Below are 16053 nucleotides of genomic sequence, written 5' to 3' on the forward strand. Positions count from 1 at the left end.
GGGACACACCGGACGTGGCGAGGAACACGCCCCGAGAGCCCATGTCCCGTGACGGGCAGCCCCCGCCGTCGGGGCAGCGCCGCAGTGGTCGCGAACCGGCAGGCAGCGGCCGTACGCCCCGCGTTCCGGGTACTCCGGGCGGCAGGAATGCCGGGAGTCGGGTTACCGTTCGAGTGGCCGTTGCGGGCTTTTGCCGTTTGACACGGGGGCGGGTTGTACCGTCACACTCCGCAGCGACGGCACCGTCGGCAGCGTCATGCCGCTGCCCGGATGCCCACCGAGCGTCGACCGGAGAGAAGAGCGAAGTTGTCCCCGACCAGCGAGACCGCACAGGGCGGCCGCCGACTCGTCATCGTCGAGTCGCCTGCCAAGGCGAAGACGATCAAGGGCTACCTCGGCCCCGGATACGTCGTCGAGGCGAGCGTCGGGCACATCCGCGACCTGCCGAACGGCGCCGCAGAGGTTCCGGAGGAGTACACCGGCGAGGTCCGGCGGCTCGGCGTCGACGTCGAGCACGACTTCCAGCCCGTCTACGTCGTCAACGCGGACAAGAAGGCCCAGGTCAGGAAGCTCAAGCAGCTTCTCGCCGAGTCCGACGAACTTTTCCTCGCCACCGATGAGGACCGCGAGGGCGAGGCCATCGCGTGGCACCTCCAGGAAGTCTTGAAGCCCAAGGTCCCGGTCCACCGGATGGTCTTCCACGAGATCACCAAGGACGCGATCCGGGCCGCCGTCGCCAACCCGCGCGAGCTCAATCAGCGCATGGTCGACGCCCAGGAGACCCGCCGCATCCTCGACCGGCTCTACGGCTACGAGGTCTCGCCGGTCCTGTGGAAGAAGGTCATGCCGCGTCTGTCGGCCGGCCGTGTCCAGTCCGTGGCGACCCGTCTCGTCGTCGAGCGGGAGCGCGAGCGCATCGCCTTCCGTTCCGCCGAGTACTGGGACCTGACCGGAACGTTCTCCACCGGAACAGGCGCGAACGGGGCCGCCGGCTTCGGTGACGCGGGGCGGGCGGACGCCTCCGCCCCGTCGTCCTTCACCGCCCGCCTCAGCACGGTCGACGGCCGCCGTGTCGCCCAGGGCCGTGACTTCGGTCCGGACGGACGGCTGAAGTCCGGCCCGGTCCAGGTGCTGCACCTGGACGAGGCGAACGCCCGCGCCCTGGCCGCCGCGCTCGCCGACACCGCGTTCACCGTGCGGTCCGTCGAGTCGAAGCCGTACCGCCGTTCCCCGTACGCCCCCTTCCGCACGACGACACTCCAGCAGGAGGCGAGCCGGAAGCTGGGCTTCGGCGCCAAGGCGACCATGCAGGTCGCGCAGAAGCTGTACGAGAACGGCTTCATCACGTACATGCGTACCGACTCCACGACCCTCTCGGACACGGCGGTCGCCGCCGCCCGGGCGCAGGTCACGCAGCTGTACGGCGCCGCCTACCTGCCGGACAGGCCGCGCACGTACGCGGCGAAGGTCAAGAACGCGCAGGAGGCGCACGAGGCGATCCGCCCGTCCGGCGACCGCTTCCGCACCCCGGCCGAGACCGGGCTGACCGGCGACCAGTTCCGGCTCTACGAGCTGATCTGGAAGCGGACCGTCGCCTCCCAGATGAAGGACGCGGTCGGCAACTCCGTCACCGTCAAGATCGGCGGCCGGGCGAGCGACGGCCGGGACGCCGAGTTCTCCGCGTCCGGCAAGACGATCACCTTCCACGGGTTCATGAAGGCGTACGTCGAGGGCGCCGACGACCCGAACGCCGAGCTCGACGACCGTGAGCGCCGCCTCCCGCAGGTCGCCGAGGGAGACGCGCTGTCCGCCGAGGAGATCTCGGCCGACGGGCACGCCACCAAGCCCCCGGCCCGCTACACCGAGGCATCACTGGTCAAGGAGCTCGAAGAGCGCGAGATCGGCCGCCCGTCGACGTATGCCTCGATCATCGGCACGATCCTGGACCGTGGCTATGTCTTCAAGAAGGGCACGGCGCTCGTCCCGTCCTTCCTCTCGTTCGCCGTGGTCAACCTGTTGGAGAAGCACTTCGGCCGACTCGTCGACTACGACTTCACCGCGAAGATGGAGGACGACCTCGACCGCATCGCGCGGGGCGAGGCCCAGGCCGTGCCGTGGCTGAAGCGTTTCTACTTCGGCGCGGGCGGAGACGACCTGGCGGGAGCGGGCGCGGCCTCCGACGCGGGCAACGGCGACGGCGACCACCTCGGTGGTCTCAAGGAACTCGTCACCGACCTCGGCGCGATCGACGCCCGGGAGATCTCGTCGTTCCCCGTCGGCAACGGCATCAAGCTCCGGGTCGGCCGGTACGGGCCGTACATCGAGCGTGGCGAGAAGGACTCCGAGGGCCACCAGCGCGCGGACGTGCCGGAGGACCTGGCCCCTGACGAGCTGTCCGTGGAGTACGCGGAGGAGCTGCTGGCCAAGCCGAGCGGCGACTTCGAGCTCGGCACGGACCCGGTCACCGGGCACCAGATCATCGCCAAGGACGGGCGCTACGGCCCGTACGTCACCGAGGTGCTGCCCGAGGGCACCCCGAAGACCGGCAAGAACGCGGTGAAGCCGCGGACGGCCTCGCTCTTCAAGTCCATGTCGCTGGACACGGTGACGCTGGCCGACGCGCTCCGGCTGATGTCGCTGCCGCGCGTCGTCGGCGAGGACGCCGACGGAGTCGAGATCACCGCGCAGAACGGCCGCTACGGCCCGTATCTGAAGAAGGGCACGGACTCGCGTTCGCTCGCCTCCGAGGAGCAGCTCTTCGACATCACCATCGAAGATGCCCTCGCGATCTACGCGCAGCCCAAGCAGCGCGGTCGCGCCGCCGCCAAGCCGCCGCTGAAGGAACTCGGCACCGACCCGGTCAGCGGGGCGCCGGTCGTGGTCAAGGACGGGCGCTTCGGCCCGTACGTGACCGACGGCGAGACCAACGCCACGCTGCGGACCGGCGACAGCGTCGAAACGATCACTCCCGAACGCGGTTACGAGTTGCTCGCCGAGAAGCGTGCCAAGGGACCCGCCAAGAAGAAGACGGCGAAGAAGGCGCCGGCCAAGAAGACGGCCGCCAAGAAGACCACCACCGCCAAGAAGACCACCACCGTCAAGAAGACGACGGCGACCGCCAAGAAGACCGCGGCGAAAAAGACCACAGCCACGAAGAAGGCGGCGGCGAAGAAGACGGCCGTCGCGAAGGAGCCCACCGCGTCGTCCGCGGAGAGCTGATCGCAAGGACGCCCCGGTTTCCGCACGGGGCGTCCCGTCTTCCGTGCAGGGGTGGACCGATGCTCGTACCGAGGGTGGCCCGGTTTCCGTACGAAACGGGCAGATGAGGCCCGGTTTCTGTACGGGACGGGGGCGCGGGCCGCTGCGGCCACGCCTCCTCCGTAAACCAGGTCGTGCTCATGCCGCACGCCCCGTGCTGCCCGCGTGCCGCACCTCGTCGTCCACATGTTCGGGCGCGGCCTCCGGGGAGTCGGCCGATCCGGATAGGCTGGGCGAATGACGCGAGCCGAGCAGCCAACGGTCGTGAGCCCCACCTCCGACACACTTGCCGCAGACTCACGCGAGCGCGCCGTACGAGCCCTGTTGCGTGTCCCGCCGCTCAAGCGGCTGTGGAGCGCCCAGCTCGTCGGAGGCATCGGCGATGCCCTCGCCCTTCTCGTGCTGGTGCTGATGTCGCTGCAAGCGGCGGTCCAGGAGGGCTCATTCGGAGCCGGGTACCGAGGGGCGGCGTTCGCTGTCGCAGCGGTGTTCGGTGCCCGGATTCTTGCCACCCTGCTCTTCGGGGCCGTACTCCTCGGTCCGCTGACGACGCTCACCGCGCCGGGCGGACCGCTGGACCGACGCTGGCTGATGATGGGGACGGACGGGCTCCGGCTCGCGCTGCTGGTCGTCGCACCGCTGTGGATCGACTGGATGCCCGAGCAGGCGCTCATGATGATCCTCATCACCGTCTTCCTCGTCGGCGCGGCCGAGCGCCTGTGGACGGTCGCCAAGGACGGCGCCGCGCCCGCGCTGCTGCCCGCCCCGCCGCCCGAGGGCGCCGCGGTGCGCCCGCTGCCCGACCACCTCGACGCACTGCGCCGACTCTCCCTCCGTACCGACTTCGCCGCCATCCCGGTCGCCGGGGCCGCTCTGCTGGCCGCCACACTCGTCGGCAACCTGCTGGGTTCGGGCCTGGAGTGGTTCTCGCTCCACCAGGCGGCGCTCGGCTCTTACGTCGCGGCAGGTCTGTTCGCGGCCTCGATCTCCACGCTGTACTTCCTGGAACTGCCCGGTTCGCAGACGTCCCGCCCGCGTTCGCCGCTGGAGGGCCTGCGCCGCCCGTCGGCCGACGGCGGACCCGACCGGGGCCGCACCGGGGCCGTACCGGTGATCATCGGCGCGTCGGCGGCTGTCGCCGGGGCCATCGCCGCCGCCGCTGCCGTCGCCGCGCTGCACGCCGGGGAGCTGGACGGCGGGCCCGTCACGTTCGCCCTGCTGATCCTCGGGCTGACCGGTGCCACGGGCGTCGGCATCCGCACCGCGGGGAAGGTGCTGCCCACGCTGTCGCGGCGCCGGCTGCTCGCGCTGGCCGTCGCCGTCACCGGCGTCGCACTCCTCGCCATGGGCCTGGTGCCGGACACGGCGACCGTCGTGCTGATCGCGGTGCTCGCCGGGTACGCGGCGGGCGTCGCCGCCCGCACCGGGCATGTGCTGGTCGACCAGGAGACCGAGGAGTCCCGCCGGGCCAGGACCACGGAGCACCTCCAGGCCGTCGTACGGGTCCTCGTCGGGCTCGGCGCACTCGTCGGTCCGCTGCTGTCCGCCGCGATCGGCGCCCACCGGCTGGCGTCCGGTGCGTTCGTCTTCGCCCACGGCGGAGCGGCCTTCGCCCTCATGCTGATCGGCGCGCTGCTGCTGCCCGTCGCGGTGATCGTCCTCGCGAAGACGGACGACCGTTCCGGCGTGCCGCTGCGCCGTGACCTGCGCGAGGCGCTGCGTGGTGGCGAACCGGATGTGGCGCCCGCGAAGACCGGCTTCTTCCTCGCCCTGGAGGGCGGCGACGGCGCCGGAAAGTCCACCCAGGTCGAGGCGCTCGCCGAGTGGATCCGCGCCAAGGGCCACGAGGTCGTCGTCACCCGGGAGCCGGGCGCGACCCCGATCGGCAAGCGACTGCGCTCGATCCTGCTCGACGTGTCGTCGGCCGGGCTTTCCCACCGGGCCGAGGCGCTGCTGTACGCCGCCGACCGCGCCGAGCACGTCGACTCGCTGGTCCGCCCGGCGCTGGAGCGTGGTGCGGTCGTCATCTCCGACCGTTACATCGACTCGTCCGTCGCCTACCAGGGCGCGGGCCGCGACCTCTCGCCGACCGAGATCGCCCGGATCTCGCGCTGGGCCACGGGCGGGCTCGTGCCGCATCTGACCGTCCTGCTGGACGTCGATCCGAAGACCGCGAGGGAACGGTTCACCGAGGCGCCCGACCGGCTGGAGTCCGAGCCGCCGGAGTTCCACGCACGCGTGCGGGCCGGTTTCCTGACGCTGGCGGCGGCCGACCCGACCCGTTACCTGGTGGTGGACGCGGGCCAGGACCCGGAGACGATCAGCACGGCCGTACGCCACCGCCTCGACCAGCTCCTTCCGCTCTCCGAGGCCGAGATCAAGGCCCAGGAGGAGGCGCGCAGGAAGGCCGAGGAAGAGGCCCGGCGCAAGGCCGAGGAAGAGGCGGCCCGCAAGGCCGAGGAAGAGCGGCTGGAGCGCGAGCGGCAGGAACAGCTCGCCAAGCTCCGGGCCGAAGAGGAGGAACGCAAGCGCCGCGAGCTGGAGGAGGCGCGCAGGCGCGAGGCCGAACGCCAGGCGGAGGAGGCCCGGCAGCGGGCGGAGGAGGCCCGCCGACGCGCCGAGGAGGAGCGGGCCAAGCGGGAGGCCGAGGAGGCGGCTCGCGAGGCGGAACAGGAAAGGCTGCGCAAGAGGGCCGAGGAGGAGGCCCGGCAGCGCAAGGAGGCCGAGGAACGGCGCCTGGAGAAGCAGCGTGCGGCCGAGGAGGCCCTGTTGCGTGCCGAGGAGGCCCGGCGCCGGGCCGAGGCGGCCAGGGCCGAGACGGCCGCGGCGGCGTCCGTGCCGGACAACGAGATCACGGTGCCGACACCGATCGTCGACCCGAATGACGTGACGCAGCAGGTGCCCTCGCCGACCACGCGTCCCGCGCGCTCCGACGACGCAGAGACGGCGATCCTTCCTCCGGTGCGGGACGAGCAGCCGCCGGTACGGGACACGCCGCGTCCTCGTGACACGGGGAGTGCGCGTGACGCCCGGGAGCCGAGGGACGCATGGGGTGCGCGGGACGCGTGGTCGGCGGATCCGGCGGACCGGGTTCCGCGGGGAATCTTCCGCGACGAGCGCCCGTCGGCGGGTTCCGCGGCGGAGAGCGAGAACGAGCGCACGCGCGAGCTCCCGCAGATCGATGACTCCTATGCGGGCGGCGCCGGACCGCAGCAGACACAGGACCACTGGGACGGTCAGGAGCGCCGAGCCCGGCGCCCGCGCCCTGACTGGGCCGAGGAGACCCCGTTGGACGATCTGCCGACACTGGCGGACGAGCTGCTGGGCGACCGCCGGGGCGACGAGGATCCAGGGTCCTCGCGCGGGGGGCGCCGCCCGCGCCGCTGATGCGGACCCGTGGACCGGCGGCCGAAGGTTGTCGGTCCACGGGACTGTCGGTCTTCTGGTTGTCAGGTCTCTCGGTGTTCAGGTCTGCCGACGGCAGCTGGTCCACCGCCGGGCGTCTGGCCCGTGCCGGTCCGCCGGGGGACCGGCGTGCGGTCCTGTTAGGTCGGGCTCGGTCCTGCCGGGATTGTCAGACCCGTCCGTCACAATGGGAGTCCGGACAAGGGGAGTCCGCTTCGGTTTCGGGTTCCGGTGGCCGGGACCAGCAGGGCCGGGGTGGGGCCGAAGCGGGCGAACGGGACCGGCGAGCAGCGACATCCCGTCGCGCGGGTCGTGGGGCCGCGTCGCGCGACAACCCGGTGCATGAACACCACGGCGCATGGCAGGACGGCGTGCGGGTGCACAACAGCACGGCGTACAAGGGCACGGCGTACAACAGCAGGGCGTACGACGACAGCAGGGCGTACGACAACGGTGCGGCCACGAGGCCGCACACCACCGGAAAGGCGGTGACCCATGACCGTATGGGACGACCTGGTCGGGCAGGACCGGGTGCAGGAGCAGCTCGGTGCCGCCGCCCGGGACGCCGATGCGCTGGTCACCGCCCACTCCGCTGGGGAGCCGGTGCCGCCGGGGTCGAAGATGACCCACGCCTGGCTGTTCACCGGCCCGCCCGGTTCCGGCCGTTCCACCGCGGCCCGGGCCTTCGCCGCAGCCCTCCAGTGCGTCAGCCCCGACCGGGCCCTGGGCGGCGCCCCCGGGTGCGGCTTCTGCGACGGCTGTCACACCAGCCTCATCGGTACGCACGCCGACGTCGAGGTGGTCCGTACCGACCTGCTCTCCATCGGTGTGAAGGAAACCCGCGAGCTGGTCCGCCGCGCCCAGCTGTCCCCGGCCGGCGGCCGCTGGCAGGTCATCGTGCTGGAGGACGCGGACCGGCTCACCGAGGGCGCGGGAAACGTTCTCCTGAAGGCGGTCGAGGAACCGGCTCCCCGCACGGTCTGGCTGCTCTGCGCGCCCTCGCTCGAGGACGTGCTGCCCACCATCCGTTCCCGCTGCCGTCACCTCACCCTGCGCACGCCGTCCGTGGACGCGGTCGCCGATGTACTGATCCGGCGTGACGGCGTCGATCCCGAGCGGGCCGCGTCCGCCGCCCGTGCCACTCAGGGCCACATCGGCCGGGCCCGCCGTCTCGCCACGGACGAGCGGGCCCGTTCCCGGCGCGCCGCCGTGCTGAAGCTGCCGCTGCGGGTCGAGGAGATCGGAGGCTGTTTCAAGGCAGCCCAGGAGCTGATCGACACCGCCACGGAGGACGCCAAGCAGGTCTCGGAGGAGGTCGACGCCAAGGAGACGGAAGAACTGAAGGCAGCCCTCGGCGCCGCCGCCGGAGGCCGGATGCCGCGTGGCACGGCGGGTGCGATGAAGGAGCTGGAAGACCGGCAGAAGCGCCGCAAGACCCGTACCCAGCGCGACAGCCTCGATCTCGCGCTCAGTGAGCTGACCGGCTTCTACCGCGATGTGCTGGCCTTGCAGATGGGCTCGCGGATCGCCATCGCGAACTCGGACGCGCAGGACGCCCTCGACCGGGTCGCCGGCTCCTCCACCCCCGAACGCACCCTGCGCCGGATAGAAGCGGTGATCGCGTGCCGACGGGCGCTGGACCGCAATGTCGCCCCGCTGCTCGCGGTGGAGGCGATGACGATGGCGCTGCGCGCGGGCTGACGTACCGGCGCCGCCCCGTTTCCGTTCTCCCGTCCCCTCTCACGGTCACTGCGACCGTGACACGGAACCGCCGCCATCGGCTGTGCAGCGCACCGCGCCGCACCACTTCTGCCGCCACCGTTCGTCACTGATTTTTCACCCGTATGGGCGGTAAAGCGGGCGAGGCGCCGTCCGGCGACTACGCTCCGGGGATGGACACCAGGCGCCCGCTCCGCATTTTCGCCCTTGCGCTCAGCACTGCCGGCCTGCTCGTCTCCGGTTGCAGCGGCGACGGTTCGGCGAACCCGTCCCCGTCCGCCCCCGCCGTCCCTGCCGCGCTCCAGCCGTACTACGAGCAGCGGCTGAACTGGCGGGACTGCGGGGCCGAGGGGTTCCAGTGCACGACGATGAAGGCGCCCCTGGACTACGCGAAGCCGGACGACGGCGACATCGATCTGGCCGTCTCCCGCGTCGGTGCCACCGGCCCGGGGGAGCGGATCGGCTCGCTTCTGGTGAATCCCGGCGGACCGGGAGGCTCCGCCGTCGGCTACCTCCAGAACTTCGCGGCCCTCGGCTACCCCGCCCAGGTCCGGGCCCGCTACGACATGGTGGCCGTCGACCCGCGCGGGGTCGCCCGCAGCGAGCCCGTCGAGTGCCTCACCGGCCCGCAGATGGACACGTACACCCAGGTCGACCAGACACCCGACGACGAGACCGAGGTCGACCGGCTGAGCGCCGCGTACCAGCGGTTCGCGGGCGGCTGCGAGCAGCACTCGGGGCAGGTGCTCCCCCACGTCTCCACCGCCGAGACCGCCCGCGACATGGACATGCTGCGGGCGCTGCTGGGTGACGAGAAGCTGCACTACGTCGGGGCGTCGTACGGCACCTACCTCGGTGCCGCGTACGCCGAACTGTTCCCGGCCCGGGTCGGCCGGATGGTCCTGGACGGCGCGATGGACCCGTCGCTCTCCGCCCTCGAAGCGAACCGCGACCAGACGGCGGGCTTCGAGACCGCGTTCCAGTCCTTCGCCTCCGACTGCGTGAGGAGAGCGGACTGCCCGCTCGGCACGACCTCCACCGCCGACGCGGCCACCCGTCTGAAGGGGTTCTTCACCGCCCTCGACGCCAAGCCGATCCCTACGGGCGACACCCGAGAGCTCACCGAGTCCCTCGCCACCACCGGCGTGATCGCCGCCATGTACGACGAATCGTCCTGGACCCAGCTCCGCGACGCGCTCGCCGGTGCCGCGAAGGGCGACGGCTCCGGTCTGCTCGCCCTGTCGGACAGCTACTACGAGCGCGAACCGAATGGCACGTACGCGAACCTGATGTCCGCCAACGCCGCCGTGAATTGCCTGGACCAGCCGCCCCCCTTCACCGACGCCCGAGCCGTCATCCGGGCACTCCCCGACTTCGAGAAGGCTTCCCCGGTCTTCGGCCGGCCCTTCGCGTGGGCCGCTCTGAACTGCGCCCACTGGCCGGTCCGCCCCACGGGCACCCCTCACCGCATCGAGGCCAGGGGCGCGGCCCCGATCGTGGTGGTCGGCACCACTCGTGATCCGGCCACCCCGTACAAGTGGGCCGAGTCCCTGGCCGACCAGCTCTCCTCCGGCACGCTCCTCACCTACCGCGGCGACGGCCACACCGCGTACAGCCGCGGCAGCGACTGCATCGACACGGCGATCAACACCTACCTTCTGGAGGGCACCCCGCCGGCCGACGGCACACGGTGCTCCTGACCCTGCCGCTCTTCTCTCCGCCGCCCTTCTCACCGCCATCGGGCCTACCGCCATCGGGCCGCTGACCTGAGGAGACGGCCGGGATCCGGGGTGGTACGGAGCACCCCTGGAAACTGTGTAGACTTGGCGACGCCGCTGATCGCACCATAGTGCGACGGGGTATGCCGCCTTAGCTCAGTTGGCCAGAGCAACGCACTCGTAATGCGTAGGTCTCGGGTTCGAATCCCGAAGGCGGCTCAGAGAAACCCCAGGTCACATAGCCCGTGACCTGGGGTTTTCTGTTGCTCGGGGCATGCGGCGTCACGCGGCTGGGGTGCCGAGACTTTGCTTGCGTGAGCGATGCGTGAGCGGAGTCGCTTGGGGACCTACTTCTTGGGCTTGTGGCGTGTGCTCTTCTTGGCGGTCTTGGCCTGGGCTTTCGCCTTGTCCTTCTTCGGCTTGCCGTCCTTGCCAGCGCTGGCCTCCTTGGCCGCAGACTTCCTGGCCTTCGCCTTCTTCGCGGCCTTGCGTGCGGCCTTCACGGCCTCGGCTTTGCGCTGGAGAGGTACGAGCTTCGCGGTGGCCTCGGCGGCGCTCTTGCCGACGTGGGGGAGCACGCTCTGGTAGATGTCGCGGGTGATCCGTGTGTCGCTGTGCCCGAGGGTGTCCGACACGATCTTGATGTCGATGTCGGCGGCGAGCATGAGCGTTGCCGCTCCGTGGCGCAGATCGTGCAGGCGGATCGGCGGGAGACCGGAGGCGGCGACCAAGCGTTCGAAGAGGTCGGTTACCTTGCCGGGATGGAGCCAGGAGCCGTCTTCCTGCGTGAAGACATGGCCGGTGTCGACCCAGGCCGATCCCCACTCCTCGCGGGCCTTGTTCTGCCGTTCGCGGTGGCGCTTCAGGACGTCGACTGTGTCGTCGTCGAGGGCGACCACGCGGGAGCCGCTGTCGGTCTTGGGGTCGGACGCTTCTACTTCCCAGCCGTCCTGGACGAGTTGGGAGGAGACGGTGAGGAAGTGGGTGTCGAGGTTCGTCTCCGACCACGGCTGCCCGCACGCCTCGCCACGGCGCAGGCCGCGGAACGCGATCAGGTGCCACATCGCGTAAAGCCGTTCCTCGGCGACGAAGTCGAGGAAGGCACCGGTCTGCTGAGGAGTCCACACCATCACGGGGGACGGCTTTTCGCCGGTCTGCTCCCACTTGGCGACCCGCTCGTCGGTCCACACGAGCGCCTTCGGCTTGCGCACAGGGTCTATTTCGACGTGAGCGGCCGGATTGAACGTGATGATCTGCTGCCCGATTGCGTCGTTCAGGGCCGCGCGGAGGGTGGCCTTGACGTGCTGACGCGTGGCAGGGCCGGTGATGCGGCGGAAGGCCGGCATCTCGTCGATCGCGGCCTTCATCGCCTTGCGACGGGCTCGGTTTCCGGCGCCCTTCCACGGCACCGTCGCCAGCTCGTCGAGTGTAGCCCTTCGCTGGGCGTTGTCCTCCAGGATCCGGGCGTTGGCCTCGCGGATGTCGGTGAACATCTCACTGAGGTGGCTCACGCGCAGCCGGTCCAGCCGCCTGTTGCCAATGCGCGGCTTCAGATGGACCCGGATGTCGGTCTCGTAGCGGTTGAGGCCGGACTTGCGTATCCGCTTGCCGGCCAGCCACCGGTCGAGCCATTCGGCCACGGTCAGGCTGCCGATGAGGTCCTGGCCGGAGTTGAGACGTCGCCGTGTCTCCTCGACCTCGGGCAGTGCCGAGCGCTCGCGGCTGACCTCGGCGAGCATCTCCGCGATGAGTTCGGTGCCCTCGGGGTCGTCCGAGTCGGCGAGTCCGAGGAGGGCGCGTACGTGGTCGAGGTCGGCCTGGGCGGCTTTGAGGCTGGCGTACCCGCCACGGGCGAAGGAGCGGCGGCTGCCGTCCTCGCGGGGTGAGAGCTCTTGTCGTACGGAGTAGGTGCAGTGGTTCCTGCTGTTGCGCTTGGGGCAAGAGTTGCCGAGTTCCTTGCCGGTCTTCGGGTCGCGGCAGGAGCAGCGGCGGTAGGTGGAGCCCTTCAAAGATCATTCTCCTCGGTGGTGTCGGGGTCGGTGCCGGTCGATTCGATGGCGCTGATGACGTCGGGCCACAGGCGTGGCGGTGTGACGCCCTCTTCCTCGATAAAGGCGCGGACCCGGTGCAGGCGTGTCTTGGCCTTCTCGGCGGCTACGGCGGCCTGCGCTTGGGCTAGCAGGGCCTCGGCCTTTCGATCCGCGTTGTGGGCGGTCTTGGCCTGGTAGCGGGCGTGTTCCTCGTCTTGCTGTGCGCGGCGCATCTGCTCCTGGGCGGCGTGGTGGGCGCGGAAGTAGCGGAGCATGTCGTCGTCCGCGCCGAGGTCGGTCTCCTCGCCGGTGAACCAGCGCAGCGCGTCCAGAGCGGAAGTGGAGTCCTGGAGGGGGAGCCGCTGCACGTCCTCGACGTAGCCGACGGGGTACAGCAGGCAGACGGGTGGGGTGTTCAGCGCCTCGGCCAGCACCATGACGTCGACCAAGGGCAGGTTCGAGCGGCGTCCTGACTCCATGTTGGCGATGACGTTGCGGGGGATCGGGTGGCCGATCTCCTCGCACTTGTCGGCCAAGTCCTGTGCACTCCAACCCAGTTCCTTCCGTCGCCTGCGGACCTCGGCGGCCACGGTGGCCATGACCTGGTCCACCCACTCCGGGACGTCGTCCCCGTCGTCGGCCTTCTTGTCTCTAGGGTGACTACGACGTTGTGTCATGTAGACACATTAGCTCGCCTAGCGTTGATTCCAAGACCTGGAGACGGACGTGATGGTCGCGTTCGCCGTGGGCTCAGTCATGGATGGAGTGCGTATGCGCGAGAACGAACAGATCGGCCAGCCGAAGGGCATGAGCCGTGAGGAGCTTCTCGGACTCCCTGCCGCCGTTGACCTGGAGACAGGCAACCGTGCGCTGGGGCTCGGCCGGAGCAAGGGCTACGAGTTGGCCAAGCGCGGCCAGTACCCGTGCAGGGTGCTTCGGCTCGGGAACGCCTACCGGGTAGTGACCGCGGACCTGCTGGCCCTGCTGGGGCTGGCGGCGTGACGGGCTCGATGCGCAGTGGGATCTTCTGCGCTGAGCTGACACAGAAACGCTGGACTGTGGCACGGCGTGAACGTACTGTCCGTGGTCGCTCGCAGTGCGGAAGCCACCGCGAGACACGGGAGAGCCTCCGGCGGTGCAACGCCGGAGGCCCCAAGACTCCCCAGCAATCCCGTGAGATCCGACCCGGCGGCAAGGGCGTGCAAACCCGACACCGCCAGACGAGGAGCCGCCCAATGCAACCCGAGAACCCCGACTCCTATTCCACCCCCGCCCAAGCGGCCTGGCCCGCCACAGCCATACCCGGCCAGCCCGGCGCCCACCTGCGCTCCGCTCAGGCCGACGGCGCCACAGCGGACGCGTACGACAGTGCGGCTGCTGGCAGTAGCGAGGCGGACCCGGCGAGGGGCTTGGAGGCCATCCCCGACGCGGAGCCGACGCGAGGCTCTGCGCTACTGGACGAACTGCGCTGCCAGATAGCCCAGTTCGTGATCCCACCCTCTCCCGAGGCGCTGGACGCGATCACCCTGTGGGTGGCGGCGACGCAGCTTCAGCCCGCGTGGCAGCATGCCCCTCGGCTGGCAGTGGTGGGACCTGCGAAGCGGTGCGGGAAGTCGCGGCTGCTGGACGTGCTGACCGAGACGGTCCACGAGCCGATGCTCACCATCAACACCACGCCGGCGGCCATCTTCCGCTCGATCAACGAGGAGGAGCCGCCGACGCTGCTGGTGGACGAGGCCGACACCATCTTCGGCCCCAAGGTCGCGGAGAAGAACGAGGAGACGCGCGGCCTGCTCAACGCCGGTCATCAGCGCGGCCGGTACGTCACCCGGGTCGTCGGCAACGACCACACCCCGCACAAGTTCGCCACCTTCGCCATGGCGGCCATCGCGGGCATCGGGGATCTGCCGGACACCGTCATGGACCGGTCGGTCGTCATCCGCATGCGCCGCAGGGCCGAGGGCGAGAAGGTCAAACCCTTCCGCTCGCGACGCGACATCCCGGCTCTGCACGAGCTGCGCGACCGCATCCGTACCTGGGCGCTCCCGCTACTGGAGGAGGCCGCGAGCCTGGAGCCGGACATGCCGGTGGAGGACCGAGCCGTCGACACCTGGGAGCCCCTGGTGATCGTCGCCGATCTGGCCGGCGGCAGCTGGCCACGGCTCGCGCGGGTCGCCTGCGCGCGGATGGTCGCCGCCGAAGTGGCCGCCGAGGAGGACCATCCGAGCGGGGCGCGCATCCTCGCCGACATCCGACGGGTCTTCTTCGCGCAGCGGGAGGCGGACAGCCTCTCCACCGAGGACCTCCTGCACCACCTGAACGCGGACGCCGAAGCCCCGTGGGGCGAGCGTGGCCGCTTCGGACTGACCTCCCGGGATCTCAGCGGGATGCTGCGCGACTACGACATCCGGCCCGGCAATGTGCGCATGGCCGACCGGACGCAGCGCAAGGGCTACATGCGCAACAAGTTCCTCGATGCGTGGCGGCGCTACTGCCCGACCGTCCACCCCATCGATCCCCGTCGCGACGAAGGCTGACCCTCACCTACCTGGTTGCCGTCCTTGTCGTCCCTGCCGTGATCGTGCAGGTCAGGGCACACACCGGCAAGACGACAGCCGAGGGCAAGACGGCACGCACCGCCTCAGTGCGTGCAGCCAGCCAAGGCACAGCGTCCAGATCCGTCTTGCTCCGTCCCAGGCGTCCGCGCCGTATCGCCGCAGATCACGGACCCGCTCACTGGGACGGCTGCCGCTGCGCAGCCGTCCCAGCAAGTGGAGGTACGCGGACAGAAGCCGAATCGCAAGGCGCGCGGTCCTTGTCCCGAGTCGAGACAAGACGACAGCGCTTCCTGCCGAGACGGCACTTCCAGCGCGCTGCCGTACCGCGCTGACCTGCGCATGCAACGTCCAAGACGGCAAAGACGCCCCACACCACTAGCCCAAGGAGATTCCCGCTTGACCGCCCCGCACCTCACCGCGCTATCGCCGCAGATACGAGACGGCGCGCACGCCGAAGAGCAGCGGCCGAAGCGTGCCGACGCAGAGCAGCTCGCACTCGGCGCGGCAGGCATCGTCATCGTGGTCCTGACAGCCGGAGCGTTCTGGCTGTCCTACGCGCACCTCGCCGATGTCGCCGGCCAGCACGGGCTCGGCGCATCCCCCATCCGCCGGTGGGCCTGGCCCGCCACCCTGGACGCGTTCATCGTCGCCGGCGAACTGCTCATGCTGCGCGCAGCACTCCGACGTACGAACGACCTCTGGGCGATCGCCGTAACCGCCACCGGATCGGTCGGCTCCATCGCACTGAACGTCGCCGGGGTCAGCGGTACGGACAGCGGCCGCAGCATCCCGCTCCTCGACTACGTGGTCGCCGCCGTCCCTCCGGCCGCCGCGATGATCGCCTTCGGCATACTGATGCGGCAGATCCACCAGCTCGTCGCACCGACCGCCGACCCCTTCGACACCGGTTCCGCGCAGCTACGAAACCGGTCGGTCGACGACCGCAGCGATAACCGACGGCAGGACACCGCCGCTGACGATCTGACGATCCGCAAGCCCCAGGCGGGCAGCGGACGGAATCTACATCCCAGCTGCCAGAGGCCAAGCCGACAGGCGGCCGTCCGCCCAAGGCAACCATCGCGGAACTGGTGGACATCGGCCGGACCACCGCTCATCAACACGGCAAACTCACGCGCGACCTGCTCCGAGCTGCCGTGAAGGACCGGAACCTGACGATCGGCAGCGCGCGGCAGACCGAAGTCATGGAGTTGCTCCGGCCGGAACTCGAGGCCACCGGCATCAAGGTCTCCGGCGGCTGACACCCAGCGTGCTCGGGTGACCGGAACCCTTCCGGTCACCCGAGCACCCGCCGGTCGCCCGCAGATTTCCACACCTGTGGACAACGCGATGGCCCACACCACCGGG

9 protein-coding genes and 1 tRNA gene are annotated in these 16053 nt (G+C 70.4%); 8 read left to right on the forward strand and 2 right to left on the reverse strand.

Going from position 1 to position 16053, the window contains the following annotated elements; all coding sequences use genetic code 11:
* The first annotated feature begins 306 nt into the window (after positions 1-306).
* From topA to ACGF2V_RS12640, 5 genes are all read left to right on the forward strand, one after another.
* Positions 307-3219 (forward strand): type I DNA topoisomerase, encoded by a 2913-nt coding sequence (gene topA, locus ACGF2V_RS12620; RefSeq protein WP_362707558.1) that lies wholly within the window; start codon positions 307-309, stop codon positions 3217-3219.
* 276 nt (positions 3220-3495) lie between these two features.
* Positions 3496-6645 carry a dTMP kinase gene (gene tmk / locus ACGF2V_RS12625; protein ID WP_362707555.1) on the forward strand — a complete coding sequence of 1050 codons (3150 nt, stop codon included), beginning with the start codon at positions 3496-3498 and terminating at the stop codon, positions 6643-6645.
* A 513-nt stretch (positions 6646-7158) separates the two neighbouring features.
* Positions 7159-8364, forward strand: a complete 1206-nt coding sequence (locus ACGF2V_RS12630; protein WP_362626656.1) for a DNA polymerase III subunit delta' — start codon at positions 7159-7161, stop codon at positions 8362-8364.
* A 191-nt stretch (positions 8365-8555) separates the two neighbouring features.
* The gene (locus tag ACGF2V_RS12635) at positions 8556-10082 is read left to right on the forward strand and encodes an alpha/beta hydrolase (RefSeq protein WP_362626659.1); all 1527 of its coding nucleotides are present in this window, start codon (positions 8556-8558) and stop codon (positions 10080-10082) included.
* Positions 10083-10245: 163 nt separating this feature from the next.
* Positions 10246-10319, forward strand: a tRNA-Thr gene (locus ACGF2V_RS12640).
* A gap of 128 nt (positions 10320-10447) precedes the next feature.
* Here ACGF2V_RS12640 and ACGF2V_RS12645 read toward each other — a convergent pair.
* Together ACGF2V_RS12645 and ACGF2V_RS12650 are read right to left on the reverse strand one after the other, a co-directional pair.
* A complete protein-coding gene (locus tag ACGF2V_RS12645; protein ID WP_362707552.1) occupies positions 10448-12109 on the reverse strand; it encodes a tyrosine-type recombinase/integrase in 1662 nt (553 codons plus the stop codon).
* Positions 12106-12807 carry a helix-turn-helix domain-containing protein gene (locus ACGF2V_RS12650; protein WP_362707549.1) on the reverse strand — a complete coding sequence of 234 codons (702 nt, stop codon included), beginning with the start codon at positions 12805-12807 and terminating at the stop codon, positions 12106-12108. Before ACGF2V_RS12650 ends, ACGF2V_RS12645 begins: the two co-directional genes overlap by 4 nt.
* A 94-nt stretch (positions 12808-12901) precedes the next feature.
* Between ACGF2V_RS12650 and ACGF2V_RS12655 the strand changes: the two genes are divergently transcribed.
* The 3 genes from ACGF2V_RS12655 to ACGF2V_RS12665 all read left to right on the forward strand — a co-directional run bounded on the left by ACGF2V_RS12655 (position 12902) and on the right by ACGF2V_RS12665 (position 15846).
* Positions 12902-13132, forward strand: coding sequence for a hypothetical protein (locus tag ACGF2V_RS12655; protein ID WP_362707547.1), 231 nt, complete (start codon positions 12902-12904; stop codon positions 13130-13132).
* Between the two features lie 233 nt (positions 13133-13365).
* Positions 13366-14667: a DUF3631 domain-containing protein gene (locus tag ACGF2V_RS12660; protein WP_362707545.1), complete on the forward strand. Its 1302-nt coding sequence runs from the start codon at positions 13366-13368 to the stop codon at positions 14665-14667.
* Positions 14668-15084: 417 nt separating this feature from the next.
* A complete protein-coding gene (locus ACGF2V_RS12665) occupies positions 15085-15846 on the forward strand; it encodes a DUF2637 domain-containing protein (protein ID WP_362707542.1) in 762 nt (253 codons plus the stop codon).
* Positions 15847-16053: the final 207 nt, after the last annotated feature.

It is taken from the genome of Streptomyces sp. NPDC047982 (genome assembly GCF_043204165.1).
Lineage (GTDB): Bacteria > Actinomycetota > Actinomycetes > Streptomycetales > Streptomycetaceae > Streptomyces.

Excerpts from the sequence above, each read along its gene's own strand:
- tmk (WP_362707555.1), top strand. The coding sequence starts at position 3,496 with ATGACGCGAGCCGAGCAGCCAACGGTCGTGAGCCCCACCTCCGACACA.
- ACGF2V_RS12630 (WP_362626656.1), top strand. The coding sequence starts at position 7,159 with ATGACCGTATGGGACGACCTGGTCGGGCAGGACCGGGTGCAGGAGCAG.
- ACGF2V_RS12635 (WP_362626659.1), top strand. The coding sequence starts at position 8,556 with ATGGACACCAGGCGCCCGCTCCGCATTTTCGCCCTTGCGCTCAGCACT.
- ACGF2V_RS12650 (WP_362707549.1), bottom strand. The coding sequence starts at position 12,807 with ATGACACAACGTCGTAGTCACCCTAGAGACAAGAAGGCCGACGACGGG.
- ACGF2V_RS12655 (WP_362707547.1), top strand. The coding sequence starts at position 12,902 with ATGCGCGAGAACGAACAGATCGGCCAGCCGAAGGGCATGAGCCGTGAG.
- ACGF2V_RS12660 (WP_362707545.1), top strand. The coding sequence starts at position 13,366 with ATGCAACCCGAGAACCCCGACTCCTATTCCACCCCCGCCCAAGCGGCC.